The sequence below is a fragment of the Streptomyces shinuiensis genome (assembly GCF_043660855.1).
GTDB lineage: Bacteria > Actinomycetota > Actinomycetes > Streptomycetales > Streptomycetaceae > Streptomyces.
On sequence record NZ_JBIHML010000001.1, the window covers coordinates 2,889,455 to 2,914,157 of the forward strand.

At 70.2% G+C, this 24,703-nt stretch carries 17 protein-coding genes and 1 pseudogene; 11 read left to right on the plus strand and 7 right to left on the minus strand.

Annotated features, from left to right (window positions below; all coding sequences use genetic code 11):
• Nucleotides 1–121: 121 nt before the first annotated feature.
• The gene (locus tag ACGRHY_RS13055) at nucleotides 122–1,468 is read left to right on the plus strand and encodes an MATE family efflux transporter (RefSeq protein WP_394635516.1); all 1,347 of its coding nucleotides are present in this window, start codon (nucleotides 122–124) and stop codon (nucleotides 1,466–1,468) included.
• 178 nt (nucleotides 1,469–1,646) lie between these two features.
• Here ACGRHY_RS13055 and rplI read toward each other — a convergent pair whose 3' ends face one another.
• The 4 genes from rplI to rpsF all read right to left on the minus strand — a co-directional run bounded on the left by rplI (nucleotide 1,647) and on the right by rpsF (nucleotide 3,393).
• Nucleotides 1,647–2,093, minus strand: coding sequence for a 50S ribosomal protein L9 (rplI, locus tag ACGRHY_RS13060; RefSeq protein ID WP_394635517.1), 447 nt, complete (start codon nucleotides 2,091–2,093; stop codon nucleotides 1,647–1,649).
• An 18-nt stretch (nucleotides 2,094–2,111) separates the two neighbouring features.
• Nucleotides 2,112–2,348, minus strand: a complete 237-nt coding sequence (gene rpsR / locus ACGRHY_RS13065; protein ID WP_027765513.1) for a 30S ribosomal protein S18 — start codon at nucleotides 2,346–2,348, stop codon at nucleotides 2,112–2,114.
• A 71-nt stretch (nucleotides 2,349–2,419) separates the two neighbouring features.
• Nucleotides 2,420–2,992, minus strand: a complete 573-nt coding sequence (locus tag ACGRHY_RS13070) for a single-stranded DNA-binding protein (protein WP_394635518.1) — start codon at nucleotides 2,990–2,992, stop codon at nucleotides 2,420–2,422.
• A 110-nt stretch (nucleotides 2,993–3,102) separates the two neighbouring features.
• The gene (gene rpsF / locus ACGRHY_RS13075; RefSeq protein WP_241717160.1) at nucleotides 3,103–3,393 is read right to left on the minus strand and encodes a 30S ribosomal protein S6; all 291 of its coding nucleotides are present in this window, start codon (nucleotides 3,391–3,393) and stop codon (nucleotides 3,103–3,105) included.
• 385 nt (nucleotides 3,394–3,778) lie between these two features.
• Between rpsF and ACGRHY_RS13080 the strand changes: the two genes are divergently transcribed.
• The 4 genes and pseudogenes from ACGRHY_RS13080 to ACGRHY_RS13095 all read left to right on the plus strand — a co-directional run bounded on the left by ACGRHY_RS13080 (nucleotide 3,779) and on the right by ACGRHY_RS13095 (nucleotide 8,345).
• A complete protein-coding gene (locus ACGRHY_RS13080; protein ID WP_394635519.1) occupies nucleotides 3,779–4,081 on the plus strand; it encodes a hypothetical protein in 303 nt (100 codons plus the stop codon).
• 142 nt (nucleotides 4,082–4,223) lie between these two features.
• Nucleotides 4,224–5,342, plus strand: a complete 1,119-nt coding sequence (locus ACGRHY_RS13085; RefSeq protein ID WP_394635520.1) for a lipid II:glycine glycyltransferase FemX — start codon at nucleotides 4,224–4,226, stop codon at nucleotides 5,340–5,342.
• 93 nt (nucleotides 5,343–5,435) lie between these two features.
• Nucleotides 5,436–6,467, plus strand: a complete 1,032-nt coding sequence (locus ACGRHY_RS13090) for an alanine racemase (protein WP_394635521.1) — start codon at nucleotides 5,436–5,438, stop codon at nucleotides 6,465–6,467.
• A 162-nt stretch (nucleotides 6,468–6,629) separates the two neighbouring features.
• Nucleotides 6,630–8,345, plus strand: a pseudogene (locus tag ACGRHY_RS13095) (transposase).
• 120 nt (nucleotides 8,346–8,465) lie between these two features.
• On the opposite strand, the gene ACGRHY_RS13100 reads toward ACGRHY_RS13095, so the two are convergent.
• Nucleotides 8,466–9,548, minus strand: coding sequence for an inositol-3-phosphate synthase (locus tag ACGRHY_RS13100; protein WP_394635522.1), 1,083 nt, complete (start codon nucleotides 9,546–9,548; stop codon nucleotides 8,466–8,468).
• 75 nt (nucleotides 9,549–9,623) lie between these two features.
• On the minus strand, nucleotides 9,624–10,235 hold the full coding sequence (locus tag ACGRHY_RS13105) for a PadR family transcriptional regulator (protein WP_394635523.1): 612 nt from the start codon (nucleotides 10,233–10,235) through the stop codon (nucleotides 9,624–9,626).
• Between the two features lie 439 nt (nucleotides 10,236–10,674).
• On the opposite strand from ACGRHY_RS13105, the gene ACGRHY_RS13110 reads away from it, so the two are divergent.
• The 3 genes from ACGRHY_RS13110 to ACGRHY_RS13120 all read left to right on the plus strand — a co-directional run bounded on the left by ACGRHY_RS13110 (nucleotide 10,675) and on the right by ACGRHY_RS13120 (nucleotide 16,432).
• A complete protein-coding gene (locus ACGRHY_RS13110; RefSeq protein WP_394635524.1) occupies nucleotides 10,675–13,323 on the plus strand; it encodes a transglycosylase domain-containing protein in 2,649 nt (882 codons plus the stop codon).
• 192 nt (nucleotides 13,324–13,515) lie between these two features.
• The gene (locus ACGRHY_RS13115) at nucleotides 13,516–14,997 is read left to right on the plus strand and encodes a glycosyltransferase family 87 protein (RefSeq protein ID WP_394635525.1); all 1,482 of its coding nucleotides are present in this window, start codon (nucleotides 13,516–13,518) and stop codon (nucleotides 14,995–14,997) included.
• 103 nt (nucleotides 14,998–15,100) lie between these two features.
• Nucleotides 15,101–16,432, plus strand: coding sequence for an MFS transporter (locus ACGRHY_RS13120; protein ID WP_394635526.1), 1,332 nt, complete (start codon nucleotides 15,101–15,103; stop codon nucleotides 16,430–16,432).
• On the opposite strand, the gene ACGRHY_RS13125 is transcribed toward ACGRHY_RS13120, so the two are convergent.
• Entirely contained in the window at nucleotides 16,404–17,888 is a 1,485-nt protein-coding gene (locus tag ACGRHY_RS13125; RefSeq protein ID WP_394635527.1) for a CCA tRNA nucleotidyltransferase, read from the minus strand. The two genes, ACGRHY_RS13120 and ACGRHY_RS13125, sit on opposite strands and share 29 nt — an antisense overlap.
• Nucleotides 17,889–18,116: 228 nt before the next feature.
• Here ACGRHY_RS13125 and ACGRHY_RS13130 point away from each other — a divergent pair, with 228 nt between their 5' ends.
• The 3 genes from ACGRHY_RS13130 (at nucleotide 18,117) to ACGRHY_RS13140 (ending at nucleotide 24,658) form a co-directional block, all read left to right on the plus strand.
• Nucleotides 18,117–20,525, plus strand: a complete 2,409-nt coding sequence (locus ACGRHY_RS13130) for a DUF6049 family protein (protein WP_394635528.1) — start codon at nucleotides 18,117–18,119, stop codon at nucleotides 20,523–20,525.
• Between the two features lie 55 nt (nucleotides 20,526–20,580).
• The gene (gene murJ / locus ACGRHY_RS13135; protein WP_394635529.1) at nucleotides 20,581–22,794 is read left to right on the plus strand and encodes a murein biosynthesis integral membrane protein MurJ; all 2,214 of its coding nucleotides are present in this window, start codon (nucleotides 20,581–20,583) and stop codon (nucleotides 22,792–22,794) included.
• 130 nt (nucleotides 22,795–22,924) lie between these two features.
• A complete protein-coding gene (locus ACGRHY_RS13140) occupies nucleotides 22,925–24,658 on the plus strand; it encodes a protein kinase family protein (protein ID WP_394635530.1) in 1,734 nt (577 codons plus the stop codon).
• The last annotated feature ends 45 nt before the right edge of the window (nucleotides 24,659–24,703 follow it).

The following is a 24,703-nucleotide window of genomic DNA, read 5'->3' on the forward strand; positions in this document are numbered from 1 at the left end:
AAAAACTTCGCGACTCGCGTCAAGATCGCGACAAACGGCGCAGAGGTTCTCACCCCAGATGAGGAACGGTAATGGTCACACATCTATTGCAACTATTACTTGTGGATGTTTGGATCGGATCATGACGCACGCTCCCCCGACCGCCGGGCGCACCGCGGCACGCCGCCACGACCGCGAGATCATCGCGCTGGCGCTCCCCGCCTTCGGCGCGCTCGTCGCGGAGCCCCTGTTCGTCATGGCCGACAGCGCGATCGTGGGCCATCTGGGCACTCCTCAGCTCGCCGGGCTCGGTGTCGCGGCCACCCTGCTGACGACCGGGGTGAACGTCTTCGTCTTCCTCGCCTACGCCACCACCGCCGCCGTCGCGCGCCGCGTCGGGGCCGGCGACCTGCCCGCCGCCATCCGGCAGGGCATGGACGGGATCTGGCTGGCGCTGCTGCTCGGCGCGGCGGTGGTGGCCACCGTGCTGCCCACCGCGCCCGCGCTCGTCGACCTGTTCGGAACGTCCGCGACGGCGGCGCCGCACGCGGTGACGTATCTGCGGATCAGCGCGCTGGGCATCCCGGCCATGCTCGTGGTCCTGGCCGCCACCGGTGTGCTGCGCGGACTGCAGGACACCCGGACCCCGCTGTACGTGGCCGTCGGCGGCTTCTCCGCCAACATCGTGCTCAACCTCGCCCTGGTCCACGGCGCCGGGCTGGGCATCGCCGGCTCGGCCTGGGGCACGGTGATCGCGCAGGGCGCGATGGCCGCCGTCTACCTGGTGGTGGTGGTCAGGGGTGCCCGGCGCCACGGCGCCTCGCTGCGGCCGGACGCCGCCGGGATCCGGGCCAGCGGCCGTGCCGGGGCGCCGCTGCTGGTCCGCACCCTGTCGCTGCGCGCCGTACTGGTGCTGGCGACCGCCGTCGCGGCGCGGCTGGGGGACGTCGAGGTGGCCGCGCACCAGATCACGCTGACCATCTGGTCGCTGCTGGCCTTCGCGCTGGACGCCATCGCCATCGCCGGGCAGGCGATCATCGGCCGTTGTCTGGGCGCGGGGGACGCGGCGGGGGCGCGGGCCGCGTGCCGGCGGATGGTGCGGTGGGGGATCGCCTCCGGGGTGGTGCTGGGGGTGCTGGTGGTCGCGGCGCGTCCGCTGCTGCTGCCGCTGTTCACCCCGGACACCGCCGTACACGACCGGCTGACATCCGCGCTGCTGGTGGTGGCGGTGACCTCGCCGGTCGCGGGGGTGGTCTTCGTGCTGGACGGGGTGCTGATGGGCGCGGGCGACGGGCAGTATCTGGCGTGGGCGGCACTGGCGACACTGGTGGTGTTCGCCCCGGCGGCGCTGGTGGTCCCGGTCCTGGGCGGGGGGCTGACCGCGCTGTGGTGGGCGGTCGCCGGACTGATGATGGGAATGCGGCTGGTCACCCTGTGGCTGCGGGCCCGCTCGGGCCGCTGGGTCGTCACCGGGGCGGTGCGCGCCTGAACGGGACGCCGGGCGGGGCAAAGCGGTTCGGCTCCGTCGGGTACGGCGCGGCCGGACACGGCGCAGGGCCGCGGCCCCCTCACGGGGACCGCGGCCCTGTTCACCGGCGTTCACCGGCGTTCACCGGCGTTCACCGGCGTTCACCGACAGCGTGCCGGCTGCATGCGGCGGGTTACCGTCAGGCGGCGCCGACCTCGACGCCGATCTTGGCGACGACCTCGGGGTGCAGACGCACCGAGACCCGGTGCGAGCCCAGGGTCTTGATCGGGGTGTCCAGCTCGATACGGCGCTTGTCGACGTCCGGTCCGCCCGCGGCCTTCACCGCCGAGGCGACGTCGGCCGGGGTGACGGAGCCGAACAGACGGCCCTGGTCGCCGGCGCGGACCTTCAGGCGCACGGTGACGCCCTCGAGCCGGCCCTTGATCTCGTTGGCCTGCTCGATCGTGGCGATCTCGCGGATCTTGCGGGCGCGGCGGATCTGCTCGACGTCCTTCTCCCCGCCCTTGGTCCAGCGGATGGCGAATCCGCGGGGGAGCAGGTAGTTGCGGGCGTACCCGTCCTTCACCTCGATGATGTCGCCGGCGTTGCCGAGACCCGAGACCTCGTTGGTCAGGATGATCTTCATGAGTCGGTCATCCTTCCCTTATCGAGCGGTCGAGGTGTAGGGCAGCAGCGCCATCTCACGGCTGTTCTTCACGGCCGTGGCGACGTCACGCTGGTGCTGGGTGCAGTTGCCGGTGACACGACGGGCACGGATCTTGCCGCGGTCGGAGATGAACTTCCGCAGCAGGTTCGTGTCCTTGTAGTCGACGTACTTGATCTTTTCCTTGCAGAACACGCAAACCTTCTTCTTCGGCTTGCGAGCAGGCGGCTTCGCCATTGTCTCTCTCCGTTTGGTTCAAGAAGTCTGTGCCTGTGAGCGCAGCCCCTCCCGGAACCCCTGGGGATTCCTCAGAAGGGGGGCTCGTCCGAGTAGCCGCCGCCGGAACCGCCGGAACCGCCGGAACCACCGCCCCAGCCGCCACCGCCGCCGCCCTGCTGGCCGCCGGCCGGAGCGCCGGTCGCCCACGGGTCGCCCGCGGGTGCGCCGCCGCCCTGCTGGCCGCCACCGGGGCCGCCGCCCCAGCCGCCGCCACCGCCCTGCTGGCCGCCACCGCGGCCGGTGGTCTTGGTGACCTTGGCCGTGGCGTTGCGCAGGCTGGCGCCGACCTCGTCGACGTCCAGCTCGTAGACCGTGCGCTTGATGCCCTCGCGGTCCTCGTACGAGCGCTGCTTGAGCCGGCCCTGCACGATGACGCGGGTGCCCCGGGTGAGGGACTCGGCGACGTTCTCCGCCGCCTGCCGCCACACCGAGCAGGTCAGGAACAGGCTCTCGCCGTCCTTCCACTCGTTGGTCTGGCGGTCGAAGGTGCGGGGAGTGGACGCGACGCGGAACTTCGCGACCGCCGCACCGGAGGGGGTGAAGCGCAGCTCGGGGTCGTCGACCAGATTGCCGACGACCGTGATGACGGTCTCGCCTGCCATGGGTGAACCTCTCGGCGGGGTGCTGCTGGCTGCTGGTGATGCTGTGGTGCCGGTGCTTCCGGAGTACCGGAGGCGCTACCGGTTGCCCGGGATCCGCTGAGCGGGGGCGCTCAGTGGGTCTCGGGGCGGAGGACCTTGGTCCGCAGAACCGACTCGTTCAGGTTCATCTGACGGTCGAGCTCCTTGACGACCGCGGGCTCGGCCCGCAGGTCGATGACCGAGTAGATGCCCTCGGGCTTCTTCTTGATCTCGTACGAGAGACGACGACGGCCCCAGGTGTCGACCTTCTCGACCTTCCCCTGGCCCTCGCGGACGACGGAAAGGAAACTCTCGATCAGCGGGGAGACAGCGCGCTCCTCGAGATCGGGGTCGAGGATGACCATCACCTCGTAGTGACGCATGTGGAACCCACCTCCTCTGGACTCGGCGGCCACGGTCGTTCCGTGGCAGGAGGGTCGTGATGCGTGAGCAACGGTATCGGCCGGCACTGACAGTCCCGGGCCGTTCCCCCGGAAAGTCCCCGGTCCGTTCCCGGATCCGGTCGCCGCCGGAGCAGACACCGCGCAGACGGTACAGACTACCCGCACCGCCACTCGGGTTGAAATCCGGTGCCCGCTCCCCGCAATCTGGACACAGGGGACGTGATACGCGTCACCCGTCGCACCCTCGCGAATCCGGCGGGCGCGGCTCATCCGCCCTGTCCGAAGGAACGGGCGGCCGGGCGGCCGGAAGGGCCACGGCGGTCCGGGGGTCCGGCGGTCCGGACGATCCCGCAGGAGGTTCCCCATGGCACAGGCGGTACGGAGGAGCCCGGTCTCCTTCCTCCTCAACACCGACGGCCGGCGGCACCCGGCCGAGAACCGGCTCGTCGCCGTGACCGCGGTGCTCGGCGTGGTCGCGTTCGTCACCGGCTTCTTCCCCGGTCTCAGCCTGATCGCGTCCTGGGCCGGGCTGCTGGGGATCGTGTCCGGGGGCTGGGGACAGATGGTCTCCGCGACCACCGGCGAGCGGTTCGCGCTGGTCGTCAGCATGGGAGCGGCGGCGGTCGGCTTCTACCTGGGGATGTCGAACGGCGGGCTGTTCGGCTGACCTCCCGGCCGGCCGCCCGGCGGGGCCCGCCGGGCGGCCGGCCGCGGCTCGCCACAGCCCCGTACTGGCACGTCCGGGGCACGTGCCTGCGCAGTAGGCTTCCGGCCAGACCCTGCGAAGTACGCCGGAGGAGCGCCCCGTAATGAGCCTGACCCTGAGGACGATCAGTCGCGAGCAGCACCTGGCGTATATCCGCAGCCTGCCATCGGCCAGCCACATGCAGGTCCCCGCCTGGGCGGACGTGAAGGCCGAGTGGGGCTCGGAGAACCTGGGCTGGTTCGACGCGAGCGGCGAGCTCGTCGGGGCGGGCCTGGTGCTGTACCGCCAGTTGCCGAAGGTCAAACGCTATCTGGCCTACCTGCCCGAGGGACCGGTGATCAACTGGTTCGCGCCGAACCTGGAGGAGTGGCTGCGTCCGATGCTGGCGCATCTGAAGGCCAAGGGCGCGTTCTCGGTGAAAATGGGCCCGCCCGTGGTGATCCGGCGCTGGGACGCCCCCGCGATCAAGGCCGGCATCCAGAACCCGGACGTGAAGCGACTGCGCGACGTCGAGGCCACCCACATCGAGCCGCGCGCCTTCGAGGTGGCCGACCGGCTGCGGCGGATGGGCTGGCAGCAGGGCGAGGACGGCGGCGCCGGCTTCGGCGACGTCCAGCCGCGCTACGTCTTCCAGGTGCCGCTGGAGAACCGCTCGCTGGACGAGGTGCACAAGGGCTTCAACCAGTTGTGGCGGCGCAACATCAAGAAGGCCGAGAAGGCCGGTGTCGAGGTCGTGCAGGGCGGCTACGACGATCTGCCGGTATGGCAGGAGCTGTACGAGGTGACGGCCGAGCGCGACCGCTTCCGGCCGCGCCCCCTGGGGTACTTCCAGCGGATGTGGACGGCGCTGAACTCCGAGGACCCCAACCGGATGCGGCTGTACTTCGCCAGCCACGAGGGCGAACCGGTGGCCGCGGCCACCATGCTGATCGTGGGCGGGCACGTGTGGTACTCCTACGGCGCCTCGGCCAACCACAAGCGCGAGGTGCGCCCCTCCAACGCCATGCAGTGGCGGATGCTGCAGGACGCGTACGCGCTCGGGGCGAGCGTGTACGACCTGCGCGGCATCAGCGACTCCCTGGACGACTCCGACCACCTCTTCGGTCTGATCCAGTTCAAGGTGGGCACCGGCGGCCAGGCCGCCGAGTATCTCGGCGAGTGGGACTTTCCGCTCAATAAGCTGCTGCACAAGGCGCTCGACATCTACATGTCGCGCCGCTGACGCCCTGCTCCACGCACGTCCGGCGAGAGTCGGCGGGACGGAAGACGGCCCGCCGGCGCACGCCGGGACCGATGAGAAAGGTTCCGTACGGCCATGGCGCTCTCCCTCTACGTCGACACCGAACGCTGGCGGGCGCACCAGCAGACGGTGCTGAAGCAGTTCCCGGGGCTGGTCCCGGTCTGCAAGGGCAACGGATACGGCTTCGGCCACGAACGGCTGGCCGAGGAGGTGGCCCGCTTCGGCTCGGACGTCATCGCCGTGGGCACGACGTACGAGGCCGCCCGGATGAAGGACTGGTTCAGCGGGGACCTGCTGGTGCTCACCCCGTTCCGCCGCGGTGAGGAGCCGGTGCCGCTGCCGGACCGGGCGATCCGCACGGTCTCCTCGGTCGACGGGGTGAACGCGCTGGTCGGGGCCCGTGTCGTCATCGAGGTGATGAGCTCGATGAAGCGGCACGGGGTGGTGGAAGAAGACCTGGGCAAGCTGCGCGCCTCGATCGAGGACGTGCGGCTGGAGGGCTTCGCGATCCATCTGCCGCTGGACCGCACCGACGGCACGGACGCGGTGGACGAGGTCATCGGCTGGATGGACCGGCTGCGGGCGGCCCGCCTGCCGCTGGAGACGGTGTTCGTCAGCCATCTGAAGCCGGAGGAGTTCGCACTGCTCCAGCAGCAGTTCCCGCAGACCCGCTTCCGGGCGCGGATCGGCACGCGGCTGTGGCTGGGCGACCACGAGGCGACCCGGTACCGGGGCTCGGTGCTGGACGTCACAAAGGTGGTCAGGGGCGACCGCTTCGGCTACCGCCAGCAGAAGGCGCCGGGCGACGGCTGGCTGGTGGTGGTGGCCGGCGGCACCTCGCACGGAGTGGGCCTGGAGGCGCCGAAGGCCATGCACGGGATGAGCTCGCGGGCCAAGGGCGTGGCGCGGGCCGGGCTGGCGACGGTGAACCGCAACCTCTCGCCCTTCGTGTGGGACGGCAAGCAGCGCTGGTTCGCCGAGCCGCCGCACATGCAGGTGTCGATCCTGTTCGTGTCGGAGGAGGCCGCGGAGCCGAAGGTGGGCGACGAGCTGTTGGCGATCCTGCGGCACACGACGACGCAGTACGACCGGCTGGTCGACGACTGAGCGGCCGCGCGTGGCGGCGGGCGCCGACCGCCGGCCGTACGCAGCGCCGTACGACGACGAGGGGCCCGGGACGCATCCAGCGGACGCTGCTGGTTATTTCGGGCCCGTGCGTGACGTCGGCTCCCAAGACCCGGTTGTGGTCCTGGGAGCCGACGTTGTCGTATGGGGTGGGTGTCGCCGTCCATGCAGCCGAAGGGGCCGGGGGGATCCCGGCGGAGACGGTGCGGGTGACGCGGGCCGCGTTCCCGAAGGGGAGCCGGGCGACCCGGGTCCGGGACGGGCCGGGTCCGCCGTTCACTGACGAGGAGTTCGCCGACCTCTTCCCGGCGCGGGGGAAGCCTGCTTGGTCACCGGGCCGACTGGCGCCGGCGCCGGCGCTGGTGTTGCAGTTCGTCGAGGGGCTCACCGACCGGCAGGCCGCCGAGGCGGTGCGGGCGAGGATCGGCTTCAAATACGCCCTCGCGCCGGAACTGGCCGATCCCGGCTTCGACTTCTCGGTGCTGGCAGAGTTCCGGGACCGCCTCGTCGAAGCGGACGCCGGGCGGAGGGTGCTGGACGGCATCCTGGCCGCGGCCCGTGACAAAGGCCCGCTGAAGACGTCAGGCCGGGCCCGGACCGATTCCACGCATGTGCAGTCCGCGGTTCGGGAACTGTGCTGGCTGGAGACGGCCGCGGAGACGCTTCGTTCGGCGCTGAACGCGCTCGCGCAGGCCGCCCCCGACCGGCTGGCGGAGATCGCCGCACCGGACTGGTTCCGGCATTACGCCACCCGGGCCGAGGACTCCCGGTTCCCCGGGGCCCACATCGGACGGAAGGAGGCCGGCCGACGGATCGGGACGGACGGGATGCGGCTGCTCGGGGCCGTCCTCGCACCTCAGGCACCGGCCGCGCTCCGGGAGCTGGAGCAGGTCTGGAGCAGGTGAAGATCCTGCGGCAGATGTGGGCCCAGCACTTCCACCCGGTCGGGGGCGAGGCGAGGCGACGGGACCCCCAAGACCGACCGCCGGGCGTAAAACGCCTGGTCACGCCCTGTGACCCAGAAGCCAGGGGCAGCAAGAAACGCGACATCCTCTGGAACGGACACAAGACCCATCTGACCGAGACCTGTGAGCCGGACACCCCACATTTGATCACGAACGTGGCCACGGCCGTCGCCACCGTCCCCGACAGCGTGATGAGCGAGAAGATCCACAACGGCCTGGCCGAACGGGACTGTCGGCCTGGCGAACACTGGGTCGGCACCGGATATGCCACCGCCGCCCAGATCGCGGCCGCCCGCCGCGAGCACGGCATCGAGCGGCACGGACCGCTCCGGGCGGTCACCGTCGCCCAGGCGAAGAACGGCAGCGGCTACGGCCAGGGCGCCTTCACCCTCGACGGGGACCAGCAGCACGTCACCTGCCCGAACGGAGCCACCAGCACCCAGTGGGCTCTGCGAGCTCTCGGCAGCAGCTTCCCGTGATCCGGGTCAGATTCTCCCCGGCCGACTGCCGCCACTGCCCCGCACTGCGCGACTGCGTCAGCTCACCCAAGGCCGAACGCAGGGAACCCACTCCGCGGCAGCACGACGAGCACCAGGCCCTTCAACGCACCCGCGCTCTCCGGCAGACCGACGAGTGGAAAGCCCGCTACAAGATCCGCGCCGGCGTCGAAGGCACCATCTCCCAGGGCGTCGGGCGCTGTGGCCTGCGCAGATCCCGCTACCGGGGCCTGACGAAGACCAGCCTTCAGCACCAGCTCACCGGCGCCGCCATCAACCTCGCCCGCCTCGACGCCCACCTCACCGAAACACCCCGGGCCCGCACCCGCACCCGCCACTTCGCAGCACTCCGCCCCGCCGACCACGTCGACGGGGCGAAGCAACAGGGCCCGAATTAACCAACAGCGTCCGGAGCATCGCTCCGGGCCGGGCCCCTCGCCATGGTGCGCCGCCGGATGCGCCACCGGCGTCCGGCGCGGTGTTTCCGTGGTGCTCCCCGGGTGACACCCAGGTGGTTCCTAGCGCTCCACCTCGCCGTTGATGAACTTCTCCACGTTCTCCCGGGCCTGGTCGTCGAAGTACTGGACCGGCGGGGACTTCATGAAGTAGGAGGAGGCCGAGAGGATCGGGCCGCCGACACCGCGGTCCTTGGCGATCTTCGCGGCGCGCAGGGCGTCGATGATGACACCCGCGGAGTTCGGGGAGTCCCAGACCTCCAGCTTGTACTCCAGGTTCAGCGGGACGTCGCCGAACGCGCGGCCCTCCAGGCGGACGTAGGCCCACTTGCGGTCGTCCAGCCAGGCCACGTAGTCCGACGGGCCGATGTGGACGTTGTCCTCGCCCATGTCCCGGTCGGGGATCTGGGAGGTGACGGCCTGGGTCTTGGAGATCTTCTTGGACTCCAGGCGCTCGCGCTCGAGCATGTTCTTGAAGTCCATGTTGCCGCCGACGTTGAGCTGCATCGTGCGGTCGAGGATGACGCCGCGGTCCTCGAAGAGCTTGGCCAGCACGCGGTGCGTGATGGTCGCGCCCACCTGGGACTTGATGTCGTCGCCGACGATCGGGACACCGGCCTCGGCGAACTTGTTCGCCCACTCCTCGGTGCCGGCGATGAAGACCGGCAGGGCGTTGACGAAGGCGACCTTGGCATCGATGGCGCACTGCGCGTAGTACTTCGCGGCGTCCTCGGAGCCCACCGGGAGGTAGCAGACCAGGACGTCGACCTCGCGGTCCTTGAGGACCTTCACGATGTCGACCGGCTCCTCGGCCGACTCCTCGATGGTCTGGCGGTAGTACTTGCCCAGACCGTCGAGGGTGTGGCCGCGCTGGACGGTCACGCCGGCGGCGGGCACGTCGCAGATCTTGATGGTGTTGTTCTCACTGGCGCCGATGGCGTCGGCGAGGTCCAGGCCCACCTTCTTGGCGTCCACGTCGAACGCGGCCACGAATTCGATGTCCGAGATGTGGTACTCGCCGAACTGCACGTGCATCAGACCCGGCACGCGGCTCTTCGGGTCGGCGTCCTTGTAGTACTCGACGCCCTGCACCAGCGAGGCGGCGCAGTTGCCCACGCCGACGATGGCTACGCGAACCGAACCCATTGGCGGTTGCTCCCTGTGTTTGTTCCGTGTCGTTTCCGACGGTGGTGTTGGTGCCGGCCCGCTCGGTGCGGACCTTCACACGGTGTCATCGGACGGATCGGGCGGGGTCTGCCCCCGGTGCTGATCACGCCCCGCCCGCTCGCTCTCGATGAGTTCGTTGAGCCAGCGGACCTCGCGCTCCACGGACTCCATGCCGTGTCGCTGCAGTTCGAGGGTGTAGTCGTCCAGCCGCTCCCGGGTGCGGGCCAGGGCGGTGCGCATCTTGGCGAGGCGCTCCTCCAGGCGGCTGCGGCGGCCTTCCAGCACCCGCATCCGCACATCGCGCGAGGTCTGGCCGAAGAAGGCGAAGCGGACGCCGAACCCCTCGTCCTCCCAGGTGTCCGGCCCGGTCTGGGAGAGGAGCTCCTCGAAGCGCTCCTTCCCCTCGGCCGTGAGCCGGTAGACGATCTTGGCCCGGCGTCCGGCGAGCGGCGCCGCGAGAGAGTCCTCGGGCTCGTCGCCGGGCTCCTCGGCCAACCACCCGCGCTGGACCAGCGTCTTCAGGCAGGGATAGAGGGAGCCGTAGCTGAAGGCCCGGAAGACTCCCAGCGAGGTGTTGAGCCGTTTGCGCAGCTCGTAACCGTGCATGGGTGACTCGCGGAGCAGTCCGAGGACGGCGAACTCCAGGATTCCCGAGCGTCTGCCCATCGCCGTCACTCCTTCCACCGGTGTCCGCCGGCCGCCCCGTCCACGGGCGGCCGCCTCGGGCTCGCGTCGCGTCGCCCTGCGCCATTGTCTCTCACCGATGTATCGAGTCGATACATCGGAACGATAGTGAAGACGATAGAACGCCTCCGGAGGCGCGACAAGGGGGGATGAGCGCAGAGGAGAGTGAGCGGTTTCACATCGCTCCTTCACTACAACTCGGTAGCCCCACTTTCTCCTGAATGCCGGAGATGGGCTTTTTGGACCTGCGTAGTCTGTCCGCTGTGCAGAAGGCCACCGGGAACCAACGAGGCGTCGGACGCGTCCTCGTCCCGGGTGCAGTGCGGCCAGTTCTGGGAACGTGGGCGGGCCGCACTTCGGGGGACTGAAGTACACTGCCGCCTTCAGGCGCGAGCGCCTGCCCGAGGAGTAGCTGTTCCACATGAGCGAGCACCGTCGTAAGCCACCGCAGTCGCGTGGCCGGCGCGCCGCACAGCCGCCGTCAGGCGGTCGGCGTGCCGCGCAGCCGTATGGCTCCACCGCCTCCCACGGCATGCCCTCGGACCGCCCCCACGGCGGCCGGGCCGAGGCGCGGCGCGCGGCACAGCGCGCCGGGGCCGGCGGCGGCAGACGCCGGGCGGCCGACACCGCCGGAGACGTCACGGTCGTCGGCCGGGGGCGGGGGCGCTACGAGCCCGAGAAGAAGCGCTTCATCGACTATCCCAGGTCAGGCAAGCACGGCTGGCAGCGCTGGATGCCGTCCTGGAAGCTGGTCACCGGCCTGGCCCTGACCTTCACGGGGATGCTGATCGGCCTCGGCGGGCTGGCGCTGGCCATGGTGGAGGTGCCGAACGAGAAGAACGCCCTGGCCCTCCAGCAGAACAACGTCTACTACTGGGACGACGGCACGGTCATGGCCAGGGCCGGCAAGACCAACCGGCAGAACATGAAGATAGAGGACATCCCCAAGTCGATGCAGCAGGCGGCGGTCGCCGCCGAGAACGCCACCTTCTGGGAGGACAAGGGCATCGACCCGATCGGCATCGGCCGGGCGGTGGTCAACATGGCCACGGGCGGTGACACCCAGGGCGGCTCGACCATCACCCAGCAGTACGTCAAGAACACCTACCTGAGCCAGGACCAGACCCTCGTCCGCAAGGCTCGGGAACTGTTCATCTCCATCAAGGTCAACACCCAGATGGAGAAGCAGGAGATCCTCCAGGGCTACCTCAACACCAGCTACTACGGGCGCGGCGCATACGGTCTCCAGGCCGCCTCACAGGCCTACTTCGAGAAGAAGGCCGAGGAACTCACACCCGCCGAGAGCGCGCTGCTCACCACCGTCCTCAAGGGCGCCGATCTGTACGACCCGGCCGGCGGCGTGGGGCCCAACTCCTCCGCCGAGGAGAACCGCGAGCGCGCCGTGAAGCGCTGGAAATGGGTGATGGACCGGCAGGTCGAGCTCAAGCTGATGAGCCAGAGCGAGCGGGACGAGCACGAGTTCCCCAAGATCGCTCCACGCAAGGCGCAGGCCGGACTCAACGGGCAGACCGGCTATCTGGCCGCCCTCGCCGAGGCCGAGGTCAAAAAGACTCTGGGCATCAACAAGCAGCAGTTCGACCAGGGCGGCTACCAGATCTACACGACCTTCGACAAGAAGAAGACCGCCGCGATGGAGAAGGCGGTCAACAAGGTCACCAAGCAGTACATCGATCCCGAGAAAAGCCCTGACACCGACAAGTTCGTCCAGTTCGGCGCCGCCTCCGTCGAGCCGGGTACGGGCAAGGTCGTCGCCATCTACGGCGGTCCGGGCTTCGACAAGGGCCACTTCACCAACAACGCGGACACCCTGGGCGTCCCGGTGGGTTCGACATGGAAGCCGTTCGTGCTGGCCGCGGCCATGGAGCACGGCACCTACAAGAGCGACGGCGTGGGCATCGCACCGAGCAGCGAGTACAACGGCGACAACAAGCTGAAGGTCAAGCAGCAGGACGGCACCGACTACCTGGACAAGGAGGGCAACCCCTTCTACCAGGTGAACGACGGTGACAAGAGCCACGGCTACATCACCCTGCGCCGGGCCATGGAGGTCTCCGCCAACACCCCGTTCGTCCAGCTCGGCATGGACGTGGGCATGGGCAAAGTGCGGGACATGGCTGCGAACGCGGGCATCGAGAAGGACAGCTTCGACCCGAACCTCAACCCGTCCTTCGCGCTGGGCACCTCCACCCCGGGCGCCATCGAGATGGCCAACTCCTATGCGACCTTCGCCGCCTCGGGGACCCATGTCGCCACCTACACGGTGAAGAAGGTCGAGCACAACGGCGAGGAGAAGCCCGGCTTCGAGAAGCCCCAGAAGGAGACGGCGATGGACTCCGACATCGCCGACAACATCACCGACGTGCTGCGCGGCGTCATCGAGAAGCAGCACGGCACGGGCACCAGGGCACAGGGGCTGGGCCGTCCCGCGGCGGGCAAGACCGGTACGACCGACAAGAACAAGTCCGCCTGGTGGGTGGGGTACACCCCGCAGTTGTCCACCGCGGTCACGCTGTTCCGCACGGACCCGGAGAAGCGCACCCTGCTGTCGATGAACGGTACGGGTGGCTTCCCGTCCATCCACGGTGGCCGACTGCCCACCGAGGTGTGGACGGCGTACATGAAGAGCGCCCTCAAGGGGGCGTCGGCGAAGGACTTCCCCGAGCCCGGCCCGATCGGCAAGAAGATCGACCAGGTCGGTGCCCCGTCGCCGTCGCCGTCGCCGTCGGAGAGCGAGGAGCCCGAGCCGTCGCCGTCGGAGAGCGAGGAGCCCGAGCCCAGCACGGAGCCGTCCCCGTCCCAGGAGACGCCGTCCGGGCCTCCGTCGAGCACCTGCCGTCCCAACGACTGGTTCTGTGACGACACCGGGGGCACGGACACCGGCGGAACCGACACCGGGGGCACGGACACCGGGGGCACGGACACCGGCGGGACCGACACCGGCGGAACCGACACCGGCGGGACCGACACCGGCGGAACCGACACCGGCGGGAACGGCAACGGCGGAAACGGCGGCAACGGCGGCGGGATCTGGGGCCAGGACGGCACCTGAGGAAGTTCTCGGAGCAGTGACCGCCCCCTACCGGGACTCCGGCGGGGAACGCTGAGAAAGACACGGGAAGCGGCGCCGGAAACGGCGCCGCTTCCGGCTTCTTTGGGCCCGCCCCGCCGAGGCGGCCGAGACCGGCGGGCCACCGCCTCGCGTACCGCGTGCCCGGATCCGCCATACGGCAGGATGTGGCCCATGACGAGCGCGCACCAGGAGCAGCAGGCACCGGTACGGCCCACCGTCCAGGACGAGGTCTCCGCCGCGGGCAGCGAGCTGATCGGCGGGCCGATCGGCAGGCGCGCGCTGACCGGAGGGTCCTGGTGGTCACCGGTACGGGTCGTGCTGCTGGTGATGCTGGGGATGTTCGCGCTCGGCATGGTGCAGAAGCTGCCCTGCTACGAGAGCGGCTGGTTCCGCGGGGCGACCAGCCAGTATGTGCACGCCTGCTACTCCGACATCCCGCACCTCTACACCGGTCGCGGCTTCGCCGCCGGTCTCACGCCGTACTTCGACCGCATCCCCCAGGAGATCTCCGGGGGGATGGAGTACCTGGAGTACCCGGTGCTGACCGGGGTGTTCATGGAGGTGGCGTCCTGGTTCACGCCGCAGGGCGGCGAGATGATGCAGCGGCAGCAGATCTACTGGATGGTCAACGCCGGGATGCTGATGGTGTGCGCCGCCGTCCTGGTGGTGTGCGCCGCCCGTACCCACCGGCGGCGCCCGTGGGACGCGCTGCTGGTCGCACTCGCCCCGGCCCTCGCGCTCACCGCGACGATCAACTGGGACCTGCTGGCAGTGGCCCTCACCGCCGCCTCGATGCTGATGTGGGCGCGCAGCCGCCCGTTCGCCTCCGGGGTGCTGCTGGGGCTGGCGACCGCCGCCAAGTTCTATCCGTTCCTGCTGCTGGGGCCGCTGCTGTTGCTCTGCTGGCGTGCGGGGCGCTGGAGGGCGTTCGGCGCGGCACTGGGCGGAGCCGTGGCCTCCTGGCTGGCTGTGAACCTGCCCGTCATGCTGCTCGCCCCGGAGGGCTGGGGAAAGTTCTACGCCTTCAGCCAGGAACGGAACATCGACTTCGGATCGTTCTGGCTGATCATCTCGCAGCGCACCGGCAACCCGCTGGAGCACGCCAACACCTATGCCACGCTGCTGGTGCTGCTGGGCTGCGCGGCGATCGCCCTGCTCACCCTGCTCGCACCGCGCCGTCCGCGCTTCGCGCAGCTCGCCTTCCTCGTGGTCGCCCTGTTCATCGTGACCAACAAGGTCTACTCACCGCAGTACGTGCTGTGGCTGATCCCGCTGGCCGCCCTGGCCCGGCCGCGCTGGCGCGACTTCCTGATCTGGCAGGCGTGCGAGGTGATGTACTACCTCGGCATCTGGTTCTATCTGGCCTACACGGGCAGCGGTGACGACCGCCATGGGCTGCCCACCGAGGGCTACCAGTTCGCGATCGTGCTCCACCTGTTGGGCACGCTGTATCTGTGCGCCGTGGTGGTGCGGGACATCCTTCTACCGGAACGCGATGTGGTCCGCCGAGACGGCTCCGACGATCCCTCCGGAGGTGTCCTCGACCACGCGCCCGATGTCTTCGTCCTCGGCCCTCCACAGCAACGGCACCCGGTTCCTCCCGCTCCCCGGGGTCAGACGGTGCACTGGGAGCCCCGTACCGTCGGAGAGTGATGCGCGATCGATCCCGGCGGTGTTTCACGTGAAACACCGCCGGGATCGATCGCGCCCGGGGGCGCTGCGCCTCCCTACCGAGTGGGTGTGTGAGGCTGACCGCATGGCTGTTGTGCGTGATCTGCGCGTGCTCCTGCGCTTCTCCGGCTTCCGACGGCTGCTGGCGGTGCGACTGCTGTCCCAGTCGGCCGACGGAGTCTTCCAGGTCGCGCTCGCCGCCTATGTGGTCTTCTCCCCCGAGCAGCAGACCTCTCCCGCCGCCATCGCCTCCGCGATGGCTGTCCTGCTGCTGCCGTACTCGCTGCTCGGCCCCTTCGCCGGGGTACTGCTCGACCGGTGGCAGCGGCGGCAGGTGCTGCTGTTCGGCAACCTGCTGCGCGCCGTGCTGGCGACCGCCACCGCGGCACTGGTGCTGACCTCGGCACCACTGTGGCTGTTCTACCTCGCCGCGCTCTCGGTCACCGCCGTCAACCGCTTCGTTCTCGCCGGTCTCTCGGCCGCGCTGCCGCATGTGGTGGACGGCGAACGGCTGGTGATGGCGAACTCCCTGTCTCCCACCGCGGGCACCCTGGCGGCCACCGCGGGAGGCGGGCTCGCCTTCCTCGTACGGATCCCCGCCCCGGACGGCGCGGGCGCGGACGCCATGATCGTGGTTCTCGGAGCCGGCCTCTATCTGCTGGGCGCCCTGTCATCGCTCCGGATCGGCCGCGGAAAACTCGGGCCGGACACGATCACCCAGGTCCGGCTGAGCACCGCGCTGGCCGGTGTCGCGCGCGGACTGGTCGCCGGGCTGCGCCATCTGGGGGAGCGGCGCAGGGCCGCCCAGTCACTCGCCTCGATGGCGGTGCTGCGCTTCTGCTACGGCGCGCTGACGGTGATGGTGCTGATGCTGAGCCGGTACGCCTGGGACGGCGGCGGCGAGGGAGGCACACTGGGCGGAATGGCACTCCTGGGACTGGCCATCGGCGTCTCCGGACTGGGCTTCTTCGCCGCCGCCGTCATCACCCCCTGGACCGTACAGCGCGTCGGCCGGTTCGGCTGGATCGCGTTGTGTGCCGCGGGAGCGGCTGTACTGGTGCCCGCACTGGCGCTGCCCTTCCAGCCCGCGCCCGTACTGGGCGCCGCCTTCGTGGTGGGGCTGGCCACTCAGGGCGCCAAGATCACCACGGACACGGTCGTGCAGTCGTCCGTGGACGACGTCTACCGGGGGAGGGTCTTCTCCCTGTACGACATGCTCTTCAACGTCGCCTTCGTCGGCGCCGCCGGTGTGGCCGCCCTGATGCTTCCCCCGGACGGCCGTTCACCGGCGCTGGTGATGACGGTGACGGTGCTGTACGCAGTGGTGGCCGTTGCGATGTTTCACGTGAAACGCCGCAACGGCCACCCCGGGGGAAACAGCGATACGGTCAGTCCCGACCGGCCCACCACTGCCTGAGGGCCTCGGCCGCGGCCTCACGCCCCATCGGGCCGTGCTCCAGCCGCAGCTCCAGCAGGTGCCGGTATGCCTCACCCACCTCTGGACCGGGACGCAGCCCGAGGATCCCCATGATCTCGTTGCCGTTGAGATCCGGGCGGATGGAGTCCAGCTCCTCCTGCTCCTTCAGCCGCGCGATGCGCCCCTCCAGGCCGTCGTACGCACGCGACAGAGCGTTGGCCTTGCGCTTGTTGCGCGTAGTGCAGTCCGACCGCGTCAGCTTGTGCAGTCGCTCCAGCAGCGGGCCGGCATCGCGGACGTAGCGCCGTACCGCCGAGTCGGTCCATTCCCCGGTGCCGTAGCCGTGGAAGCGCAGATGCAGCTCGACCAGGCGGGAGACGTCCTTCACCATCTCGCCCGGGTACTTGAGCTTGGTCATCCGGGACTTGGTCATCTTCGCCCCCACCACCTCATGGTGGTGGAAGGAGACGCGCCCGTCCTTCTCGAACCGGCGCGTCTTCGGCTTGCCGATGTCATGCAGCAGGGCCGCCAGCCGCAGGGTGAGGTCCGGGCCGTCCTCCTCCAGGTCGATGGCCTGCTCCAGCACGGTCAGGGTGTGCTCATAGACATCCTTGTGCCGGTGGTGCTCATCCCGCTCCAGGCGCAGCGCGGGCAGCTCGGGCAGGACCCGGTCGGCCAGCCCCGTCTTCACCAGCAGCTCCAGGCCATGACGGGGTTGGTCGGCGAGGATCAGTTTGTTCAGCTCGTCCCGCACCCTCTCGGCCGAGACGATCCCGATCCGCTCGGACATCGCCGTCATCGCGGCGACGACCCCGTCCTCCACCTCGAAACCGAGCTGGGCGGCGAAGCGGGCGGCCCTCATCATCCGCAGCGGGTCGTCGGAGAAGGAATCCTCGGGGGTGCCGGGTGTACGCAGCACCCGGCGTGCCAGGTCCTCCAGACCTCGGTGCGGGTCGACGAAGGTCTTCTCGGGCAGCACGACCGCCATCGCGTTGACGGTGAAGTCCCGGCGGACGAGGTCCTCCTCGATCGAGTCGCCGTAGGAGACCTCGGGCTTGCGCGAGGTCCGGTCGTACGACTCCGACCGGTACGTCGTGACCTCGATCTGGTAGTCGTCCTTGCGGCAGCCCACCGTGCCGAAGGCGATGCCCACCTCCCACACCGCGTCCGCCCACGGCCGGACCAGGGCCAGGATGTCCTGCGGCCGGGCATCGGTGGTGAAGTCCAGGTCGTTGCCGAGCCTGCCCAGCAGCGCGTCGCGCACGGAACCACCGACCAGAGCCAGAGTGAACCCGGCGTCCTTGAAGCGGCGGGCCAGGTCATCGGCGACGGGGGACACCCGCAGCAGCTCGCTCACGGCTCTGCGCTGGGCTTCCCCCAGCACCGCCGGAGGAGCCCCTCGGGTGGGCCCGTGGGCCTGCTGCTGGGGATGGCTGTCTGTGTTGGCTTTCGGCACAGCAGAACAGGGTACGTGGCCCGTCTCCCACCGGTCTTCCCCGTTGCCCTCCCGGTCCGTCGGCAGCTACGGGCCCGTGGTCGGCTCCGTGGCACTCACGGCCGGCGGGGATCGTTAGCATCTGAGTGCGTCACAGCAGCGGCAGACCTGTAGCAGGCCAGCTGCGGACCATTGGCAGATCGGCAGCGCACCGGTACGGACGACCGGCGGACAGGATGGACGAGGCACGTGGCCGAGGCGGCACAGACCCCAGGGACCCCCATCGCTGCTGCCCGCCGCCGATGGCCGATGCGCTGCACGGCCGTACTGGCCGCCTCCCTGCCGCTACTGGCAGGAATGGCCGTCCAGTCCTCCGCCGGGGCCGCCGCCACTCCCTCGGCCCCCTCGGCCCCTTCCACCCTGGCAGCACGGGCGGCCTCCACCGCCGACGAGTCCCGTACCGCCTCGGTCTCCATCACCGGGCTCACCCCCTCGACGCCGGGCAAGGGTGACACGGTCACCGTCTCCGGCCGCGTCAGCAACAGAACCTCGTCCGACATCGTCGAGGCCAGGATCGCACTGCGCCCCGGCGCCCGGCTGACCACGCGCAGCGCGATCGACCGCACCGACTCGCGTACCGCCTACGTACCCGGGGCCGACGGTGAGGAGATCGGCGGCAAAGGCACCGTGAAAATCGGTGATCTTCCCTCGGGAGCCGGCTTCTCCTTCACCCTGAGCGTGCCGGCCGACAAGCTGCCGTTCGACGAGCCCGGGGTGTACCAGCTCGGTGTGTCCCTGTCGGGCCGGATGGCCGACGAGGCGTACGGGCGCGTACTGGGCATCGAGCGGGCCGTTCTGCCCTGGCAGCCGTCCGCGCCCGAGCAGGCCACACAGCTGACCTTCCTGTGGCCGCTGATCTCCTCCACCCACGTCACCGCCCGCACCGAGTCCGGGGACCGGCGGCGGATGCCGGTGTTCGAGGACGACGACCTCGAAGCCGAGATCGCACCCGGCGGACGGCTCCAGCAGATGGTCGCCCTGGGCAGGAAGCTGCCGGTCACCTGGGTGGTCGACCCGGATCTGCTCGCCTCCGTCGAGGCGATGACCAACAACTACAAGGTGCTGACCGAGGACGGCCGGGAGGTCGCCGGCAAGGGCCAGGCCGACGCCCGGCGGTGGCTGCACGAACTGCGGCAGGCGGTGGAGGACGGAGAGGTCGTCGCCCTGCCCTTCGGCGACCCGGACCTCGCCTCCCTCGCCCACCGGGGCAAGAAGGTCTCCGGCGCGCTCAGCCATCTGGGTCCGGCCACCGAGCTGGGCCGGATGACGGTGGAGACCACCCTGCTCACCGAGCCCAGCACCGACTTCGCCTGGCCGGTGGAGGGCGCCGTCGACCCCTCCATCGTCTCCGTGGCCACCTCGGCCGGCGCCCACAACGTCATCGCCCGCAGCGACAGCATGCGCGAACCCGGCTCCCTGAACCACACCCCCACCGCCGCCCGGCCGATCGGCGGCGGCACCACCGCGATCGTGGCGGACGCCCGGCTGTCGGAACTGTTCCAGGGGGACATGACCCGGGCGGACGACTCCACACGGGCCGTACAGCGGTTCCTGGCCCACACCCAGTCGATCACCGCACAGCAGCCGGGCCGGCAGCGCAGCATCGTGGTGGCTCCCCAGCGGATGCCCACCGTCAGCCAGGCCCAGGCGATGGCCGAGGCACTGGACACGCTCCAACTCGACGGACGATGGGCGGAGTTCGTGAGCCTGACCGAGGCCGCGGAGGCCGCCCCGGACCCGCGGGCCGGCCGGAAGGTCCCGGGGCAGGGCTCCTACCCGGACTCGCTGCGCAAGCGTGAACTGCGGACCGATTCCTTCGAGGAGATCCGCACCATCCGGAACACCCTGGAGAACTTCAAGAGCATCCTGTCCGAGCCCGCCCGGGTGGAGACGCCCTTCAACAGCGCCCTCCACCGCTCGATGTCCGTCTCCTGGCGCGGTGACCGCGAGGCGGCCGCGGAGTACAGGGACTCGGTGGGCGGCTATCTGGAGGAGTTGACGGGCGGTGTCCGGCTGATCGAGAAGTCGGACATGAAGCTGTCCGGCCGTAGCGCCACCATCCCGGTGACCGTGCAGAACAAGCTCCTCCAGGATGTGGAGAACCTGGAACTGCGGCTGTTCTCCGGACGCCGGATCGGCCTGGATGTCGGCGAGGCGCAGCCGGTCACGGTGGAGGGCGGGCACAGCCAGTCGGTGAAGGTCCCCACCACCGCCAAGGCCAACGGCCGCACCTGGGTCGAGGCCCGGCTCTACACCGAGGACGGCGAGCCCTGGGGCGAGGCGATGAGGTTCCAGGTGGAGGTCACCGAGATCACCTCCGCGGTGATGCTGGTGATCTCCGGCGGAGTCCTGCTCGTGGTACTGGCCGGGGTGCGGATGTACACCCAGCGCAAGCGCATCGGTGAACGGCCGGACCCGGACGCCCCTCTGGTACGGCATGCGGACGGACCGGAGGAGCGGGAAGAGCCGGAGGGCTCCGCGCAGTCCGGCGGAAAGTCCGCCGGGGAGGCCGGGGACGGGCAGGCGGGTGACCCCGCCGGGAACACCGGAGCCGGACGTCGCGGCCCCTCCGGTACGGGTGAGAAGGTGGAGCGTTGAGCGAGCTGTCGGGGCCGGGGAAGACGGCCGCGGACGATGAGGTGGGGTTGCAGCGATGAACGCGCCGTACGACCGTGACCGCGGTGATGCGCCCGGCGGCGGAGAGCCGGCCTCTCCGGGCGGCCAGGACGCACAGGAGCGGTACCCGTACCGGCAGTACCCGTACGGCCGGAACGCCTCCCACCCCGCTCCCCACGGCGCCCACGGGCAGCCGGGACGGGGTGGCGACTCGGCGACCGTGCGCTTCACGGGCGTGGACGACATGCTGGACAGAGGGGCGCGGGAGAGCGGAGGCCGTGCCCGCGACGACGCCTTCGCCCATCTCCTCCACGACCAGCAGGCGTCCCCGTCACAGGAGCACCGGCAGTACCCGCCGCCCCGGCAGCCGACCGGACCCCAGGGACAGCCGTACGAGCAGGGGCAGCACTCGGCACCGTACGCGCCGCAAGGGCCGTACGCGCCGCAAGGGGCTCAGCCGCAGGGGCCCTATGGGCAGCCCCCACAGCCCGGCCCGCAGCAGCCTCCGTCCCCCGCCGCCTCCGCGCCGCAGCCACCCCCAGCGCCCCAGACGGCACCGGAACCGGAGGGCACCACCGCGGGTCCGCCTCCCGCGACAGCGGGCAAGTCCGACCGCCGGGGCGGCGGCATACTGAAGTCCAGCGCCATCATGGCCGCGGGCACGATGGTCTCCCGGCTCACGGGCTTCGTCCGCACCCTGGTGATCACCGCCGCGCTCGGCGCCGCCATCCTCGGTGACGCCTACACCGTGGCGTACACACTGCCGACGATGATCTACATCCTGTCCATCGGCGGCGGTCTGAACTCCGTCTTCGTGCCACAGCTCGTACGCGCCATGAAGAACGACGAGGACGGCGGCGAGGCGTACGCCAACCGCCTCCTCACTCTGGTCATGGTCATCCTCGGCGGCCTGGTCGCCCTCACGGTGCTGGGTGCGCCGCTGCTGGTCCGGGCGCTGTCCGTGCAGATCGCCGACGACCCGGCCGCCAACAACGTGGCGGTCACCTTCGCCCGCTACTGCCTGCCCACGATCTTCTTCATGGGCGTCCACGTCGTCATGGGCCAGATCCTCAACGCCCGGGGCCGCTTCGGCGCGATGATGTGGACCCCCGTTCTGAACAACATCGTCATCATCACCACCTTCGGCCTCTTCATCTGGGTGTACGGCACCGCCCGGACCTCCGGAATGGGTGTGGAGACGATCCCGCCGGAGGGCGTCCGGCTGCTCGGCATGGGCACACTGCTGGGGCTGGTCGTCCAGTCACTGGCGATGATCCCGTATCTGCGTGCCGCCGGCTTCCGCATCCGCCCGCGCTTCGACTGGCGCGGCCACGGCCTGGGCAAGGCCGCCCGGCTCGCCAAGTGGACCTTCCTGTTCGTCCTGGCCAACCAGGCGGGCGTCCTGGTCGTCACCCAGCTCGCCACCTGGGCCGGCAAGGTCGCCGACGCCGACGGCCACCCGGGCACCGGAATCCTCGGCTACAGCAACGCCCAGCTGATCTGGCAGATGCCGCAGGCCATCATCACCGTCTCGGTGATGGCCGCCCTGCTGCCGAGGATCTCCCGTGCCGCCCACGACGACGACCCGGCCGCCGTCCGCGACGACATCTCGCACGGGCTGCGCACCTCGGCCGTCGCCATCGTGCCCGTGGCCTTCGCCTTCGTGGCCCTCGGCGTACCGATGTGCCTGCTGATGTACTCCTCCGCGACCGTCGACGCGGCCACCTCGATGGGCTACATCCTGATGGCCTTCGGCCTCGGACTGATCCCCTACTCCGTGCAGTACGTCGTCCTGCGCGGCTTCTACGCCTATGAGGACACCCGCACCCCCTTCTACAACACCGTGATCGTGGCCGCCTGCAATGCCGCGGGCTCCGCTCTGGCCTTCCTGCTGCTGCCCAGCCAATGGGCGGTCACCGGCATGGCGGCCGCCTACGGCCTCGCCTACGCCGTAGGCGTGGGCGTCGCCTGGAAGCGGCTGAGCAGAAAGCTGGGCGGCGATCTGGACGGCCCCCGCATCGTGCGCACCTACGCCAGGCTCTGCGGCGCCGGCATCCCGGCGGCTCTGGCCGGCGGCGCGGTCGCCTACACCATCGTCCGGGCCCTCGGCCCCGGCTTCGTCAGCGGTGCCGCGGCCCTGGCCGCGGGCGGTCTGGTGCTGGGCGCGGTCTTCGTTCTGGCAGCCCGGCGTATGCGGGTGGAGGAGCTGACCGCCATGATGGGCATGGTCCGCGCGAAGCTCGGCCGCTGACGGCCTTCCGGGGTCCGTCGCACAACCTTCGGCCCCGCCCGTGTGTCGTGCACAGCGGCGGACTGTGGGCACAATTGTCTCTGGCTGTGTTGGGAAACAGGCTGTAACGAATGGGGAGGCGGGAGCGACGGTGGCGGAACGGAGCACGGCTGCCGTCGACGTGGCTGACGAAAGCGGCGGGACGGACGGCAAGGGCAAGCCGTCGGCCTCCGCTGTCGAGCGGACCACGGCCGACGGTTCCACGGACCACGACAGCGACGACAGCGCATCGGCGGACGCCTCCGGCATCTCTGATACCGCCGACGAGGTGAGGCAGGCCCCGCAGCCACCCGAGCTGCACAGCGGTCACAAGCTCGCCCGGCGCTACCGCCTGGAGGAGTGCATCACCCGTCTGGACGGCTTCAGCAGTTGGCGAGCCGTCGACGAGAAACTGCGCCGCGCCGTCGGCGTCCACCTCCTCGCAGCCGACCACCCCCGCGCCCGGCCGGTCCTGGCCGCCGCCCGCTCCGCAGCCCTCCTCGGTGATCCCCGCTTCGTGCAGGTACTGGACGCGGTCGAGGAGAACGACCTCGTCTACGTCGTCCACGAGTGGCTCCCGGACGCCACCTCCCTCACAGCCCTCCTCGCCTCCGGCCCGCTGCCCACTCACGAGGCCTACCAGCTCGTCACCCAGATCACCCAGGCGATGGCCGCCGCCCACCGCGAGGGCCTGGCCCATCTGCGGCTGACCCCCGGCTGCGTCCTGCGCACCGCCGCCGGCCAGTACCGCATCCGCGGTCTCGCCGTGAACGCCGCCCTGCGCGGCATCACCTCCGACCATCCCCAGCGCACCGACACCGAGGCGATCGGCGCTCTGCTCTACGCCTCCCTCACCCACCGCTGGCCGTACGGCGAGGACGCCTACGGCCTCGGTGGCATGGCCGAGCTGACCGGCGACTCCCTCGTCCCCCCGGACCAGGTACGCGCCGGGGTGCACCGCGGGCTCTCCGAGCTGGCCATGCGCGCGATGGTCAACGACGGTGCCACCGCCTCCCGCCAGGAGCAGCCCTGCACCACCCCCGAGGAGCTGGCCAAGGCGATCGCCGCACTGCCGCGCATCCGGCCGCCCGAGCCCGAGTTCGCCGCTCCACCGCCGTACCAGAGCCCCGGCTACCGGCAGCAGGGGGTCTACGGCGGCCCCGTGCCCCGTCCTCCCGCAGGGCCCGCAGGCGCACCCACCGTGACGACGCCCCCCGCACTGCCCGGCCGCGCCGGCAAGGTGCTGAAGTGGAGTGTCTCCGCTCTGCTCATCGCCGCACTGGGGCTGGGAAGCTGGCAACTGGCGGACACCCTCCTGAAGGGCGGCGAGCCCCCGGCGCCGGACCCCGGGCAGAGCGAGATCGAGCAGCAGAAGCAGCCGGAGACCGCTCCCACGGGCAAACCGGTCGAGATCTCCCTGGCCAAGGACTTCGACCCGTTCGGTGGCGACCCCACCGAGAACAGCGACCAGGTGGGCAACGCGATCGACGGCGACGCCGGCACCTTCTGGCAGACCATGTACTACAACAGCGCGAAGTTCGGGAATCTCAAGGACGGAGTAGGTCTGATCCTCGACCTCGGCGAGTCCCGGCAGATCAGCACCGTCAAGGTCGGTTTCAGGGGCAGCACCTCCGCCGACTTCCTGGCGGCGGACGAGGACACCGCGCAGTTGCCCGGCTCACTGAACGGCTTCAGCAAGGTCAGCAGTGGTTCCGGAACCGAGGTGGAGCTCAAGGCCAAGAAACCGATCAGGACGCGCTATGTTCTGGTGTGGCTCACTGAACTCCCCCTGACGGAGGAAGGCAACTACCGTGGCCGCATCACGGAGGTCGAGGTCCTCAGCTGACCTGCCGCCCGTGGGCACAGCGGACTGAGGAGGGGACCGACTGGT

Excerpts from the sequence above, each read along its gene's own strand:
- ACGRHY_RS13055 (WP_394635516.1), top strand. The coding sequence starts at position 122 with ATGACGCACGCTCCCCCGACCGCCGGGCGCACCGCGGCACGCCGCCAC.
- rplI (WP_394635517.1), bottom strand. The coding sequence starts at position 2,093 with ATGAAGATCATCCTGACCAACGAGGTCTCGGGTCTCGGCAACGCCGGC.
- rpsR (WP_027765513.1), bottom strand. The coding sequence starts at position 2,348 with ATGGCGAAGCCGCCTGCTCGCAAGCCGAAGAAGAAGGTTTGCGTGTTC.
- ACGRHY_RS13070 (WP_394635518.1), bottom strand. The coding sequence starts at position 2,992 with ATGGCAGGCGAGACCGTCATCACGGTCGTCGGCAATCTGGTCGACGAC.
- rpsF (WP_241717160.1), bottom strand. The coding sequence starts at position 3,393 with ATGCGTCACTACGAGGTGATGGTCATCCTCGACCCCGATCTCGAGGAG.
- ACGRHY_RS13080 (WP_394635519.1), top strand. The coding sequence starts at position 3,779 with ATGGCACAGGCGGTACGGAGGAGCCCGGTCTCCTTCCTCCTCAACACC.
- ACGRHY_RS13085 (WP_394635520.1), top strand. The coding sequence starts at position 4,224 with ATGAGCCTGACCCTGAGGACGATCAGTCGCGAGCAGCACCTGGCGTAT.
- ACGRHY_RS13090 (WP_394635521.1), top strand. The coding sequence starts at position 5,436 with ATGGCGCTCTCCCTCTACGTCGACACCGAACGCTGGCGGGCGCACCAG.
- ACGRHY_RS13100 (WP_394635522.1), bottom strand. The coding sequence starts at position 9,548 with ATGGGTTCGGTTCGCGTAGCCATCGTCGGCGTGGGCAACTGCGCCGCC.
- ACGRHY_RS13105 (WP_394635523.1), bottom strand. The coding sequence starts at position 10,235 with ATGGGCAGACGCTCGGGAATCCTGGAGTTCGCCGTCCTCGGACTGCTC.
- ACGRHY_RS13110 (WP_394635524.1), top strand. The coding sequence starts at position 10,675 with ATGAGCGAGCACCGTCGTAAGCCACCGCAGTCGCGTGGCCGGCGCGCC.
- ACGRHY_RS13115 (WP_394635525.1), top strand. The coding sequence starts at position 13,516 with ATGACGAGCGCGCACCAGGAGCAGCAGGCACCGGTACGGCCCACCGTC.
- ACGRHY_RS13120 (WP_394635526.1), top strand. The coding sequence starts at position 15,101 with ATGGCTGTTGTGCGTGATCTGCGCGTGCTCCTGCGCTTCTCCGGCTTC.
- murJ (WP_394635529.1), top strand. The coding sequence starts at position 20,581 with ATGAACGCGCCGTACGACCGTGACCGCGGTGATGCGCCCGGCGGCGGA.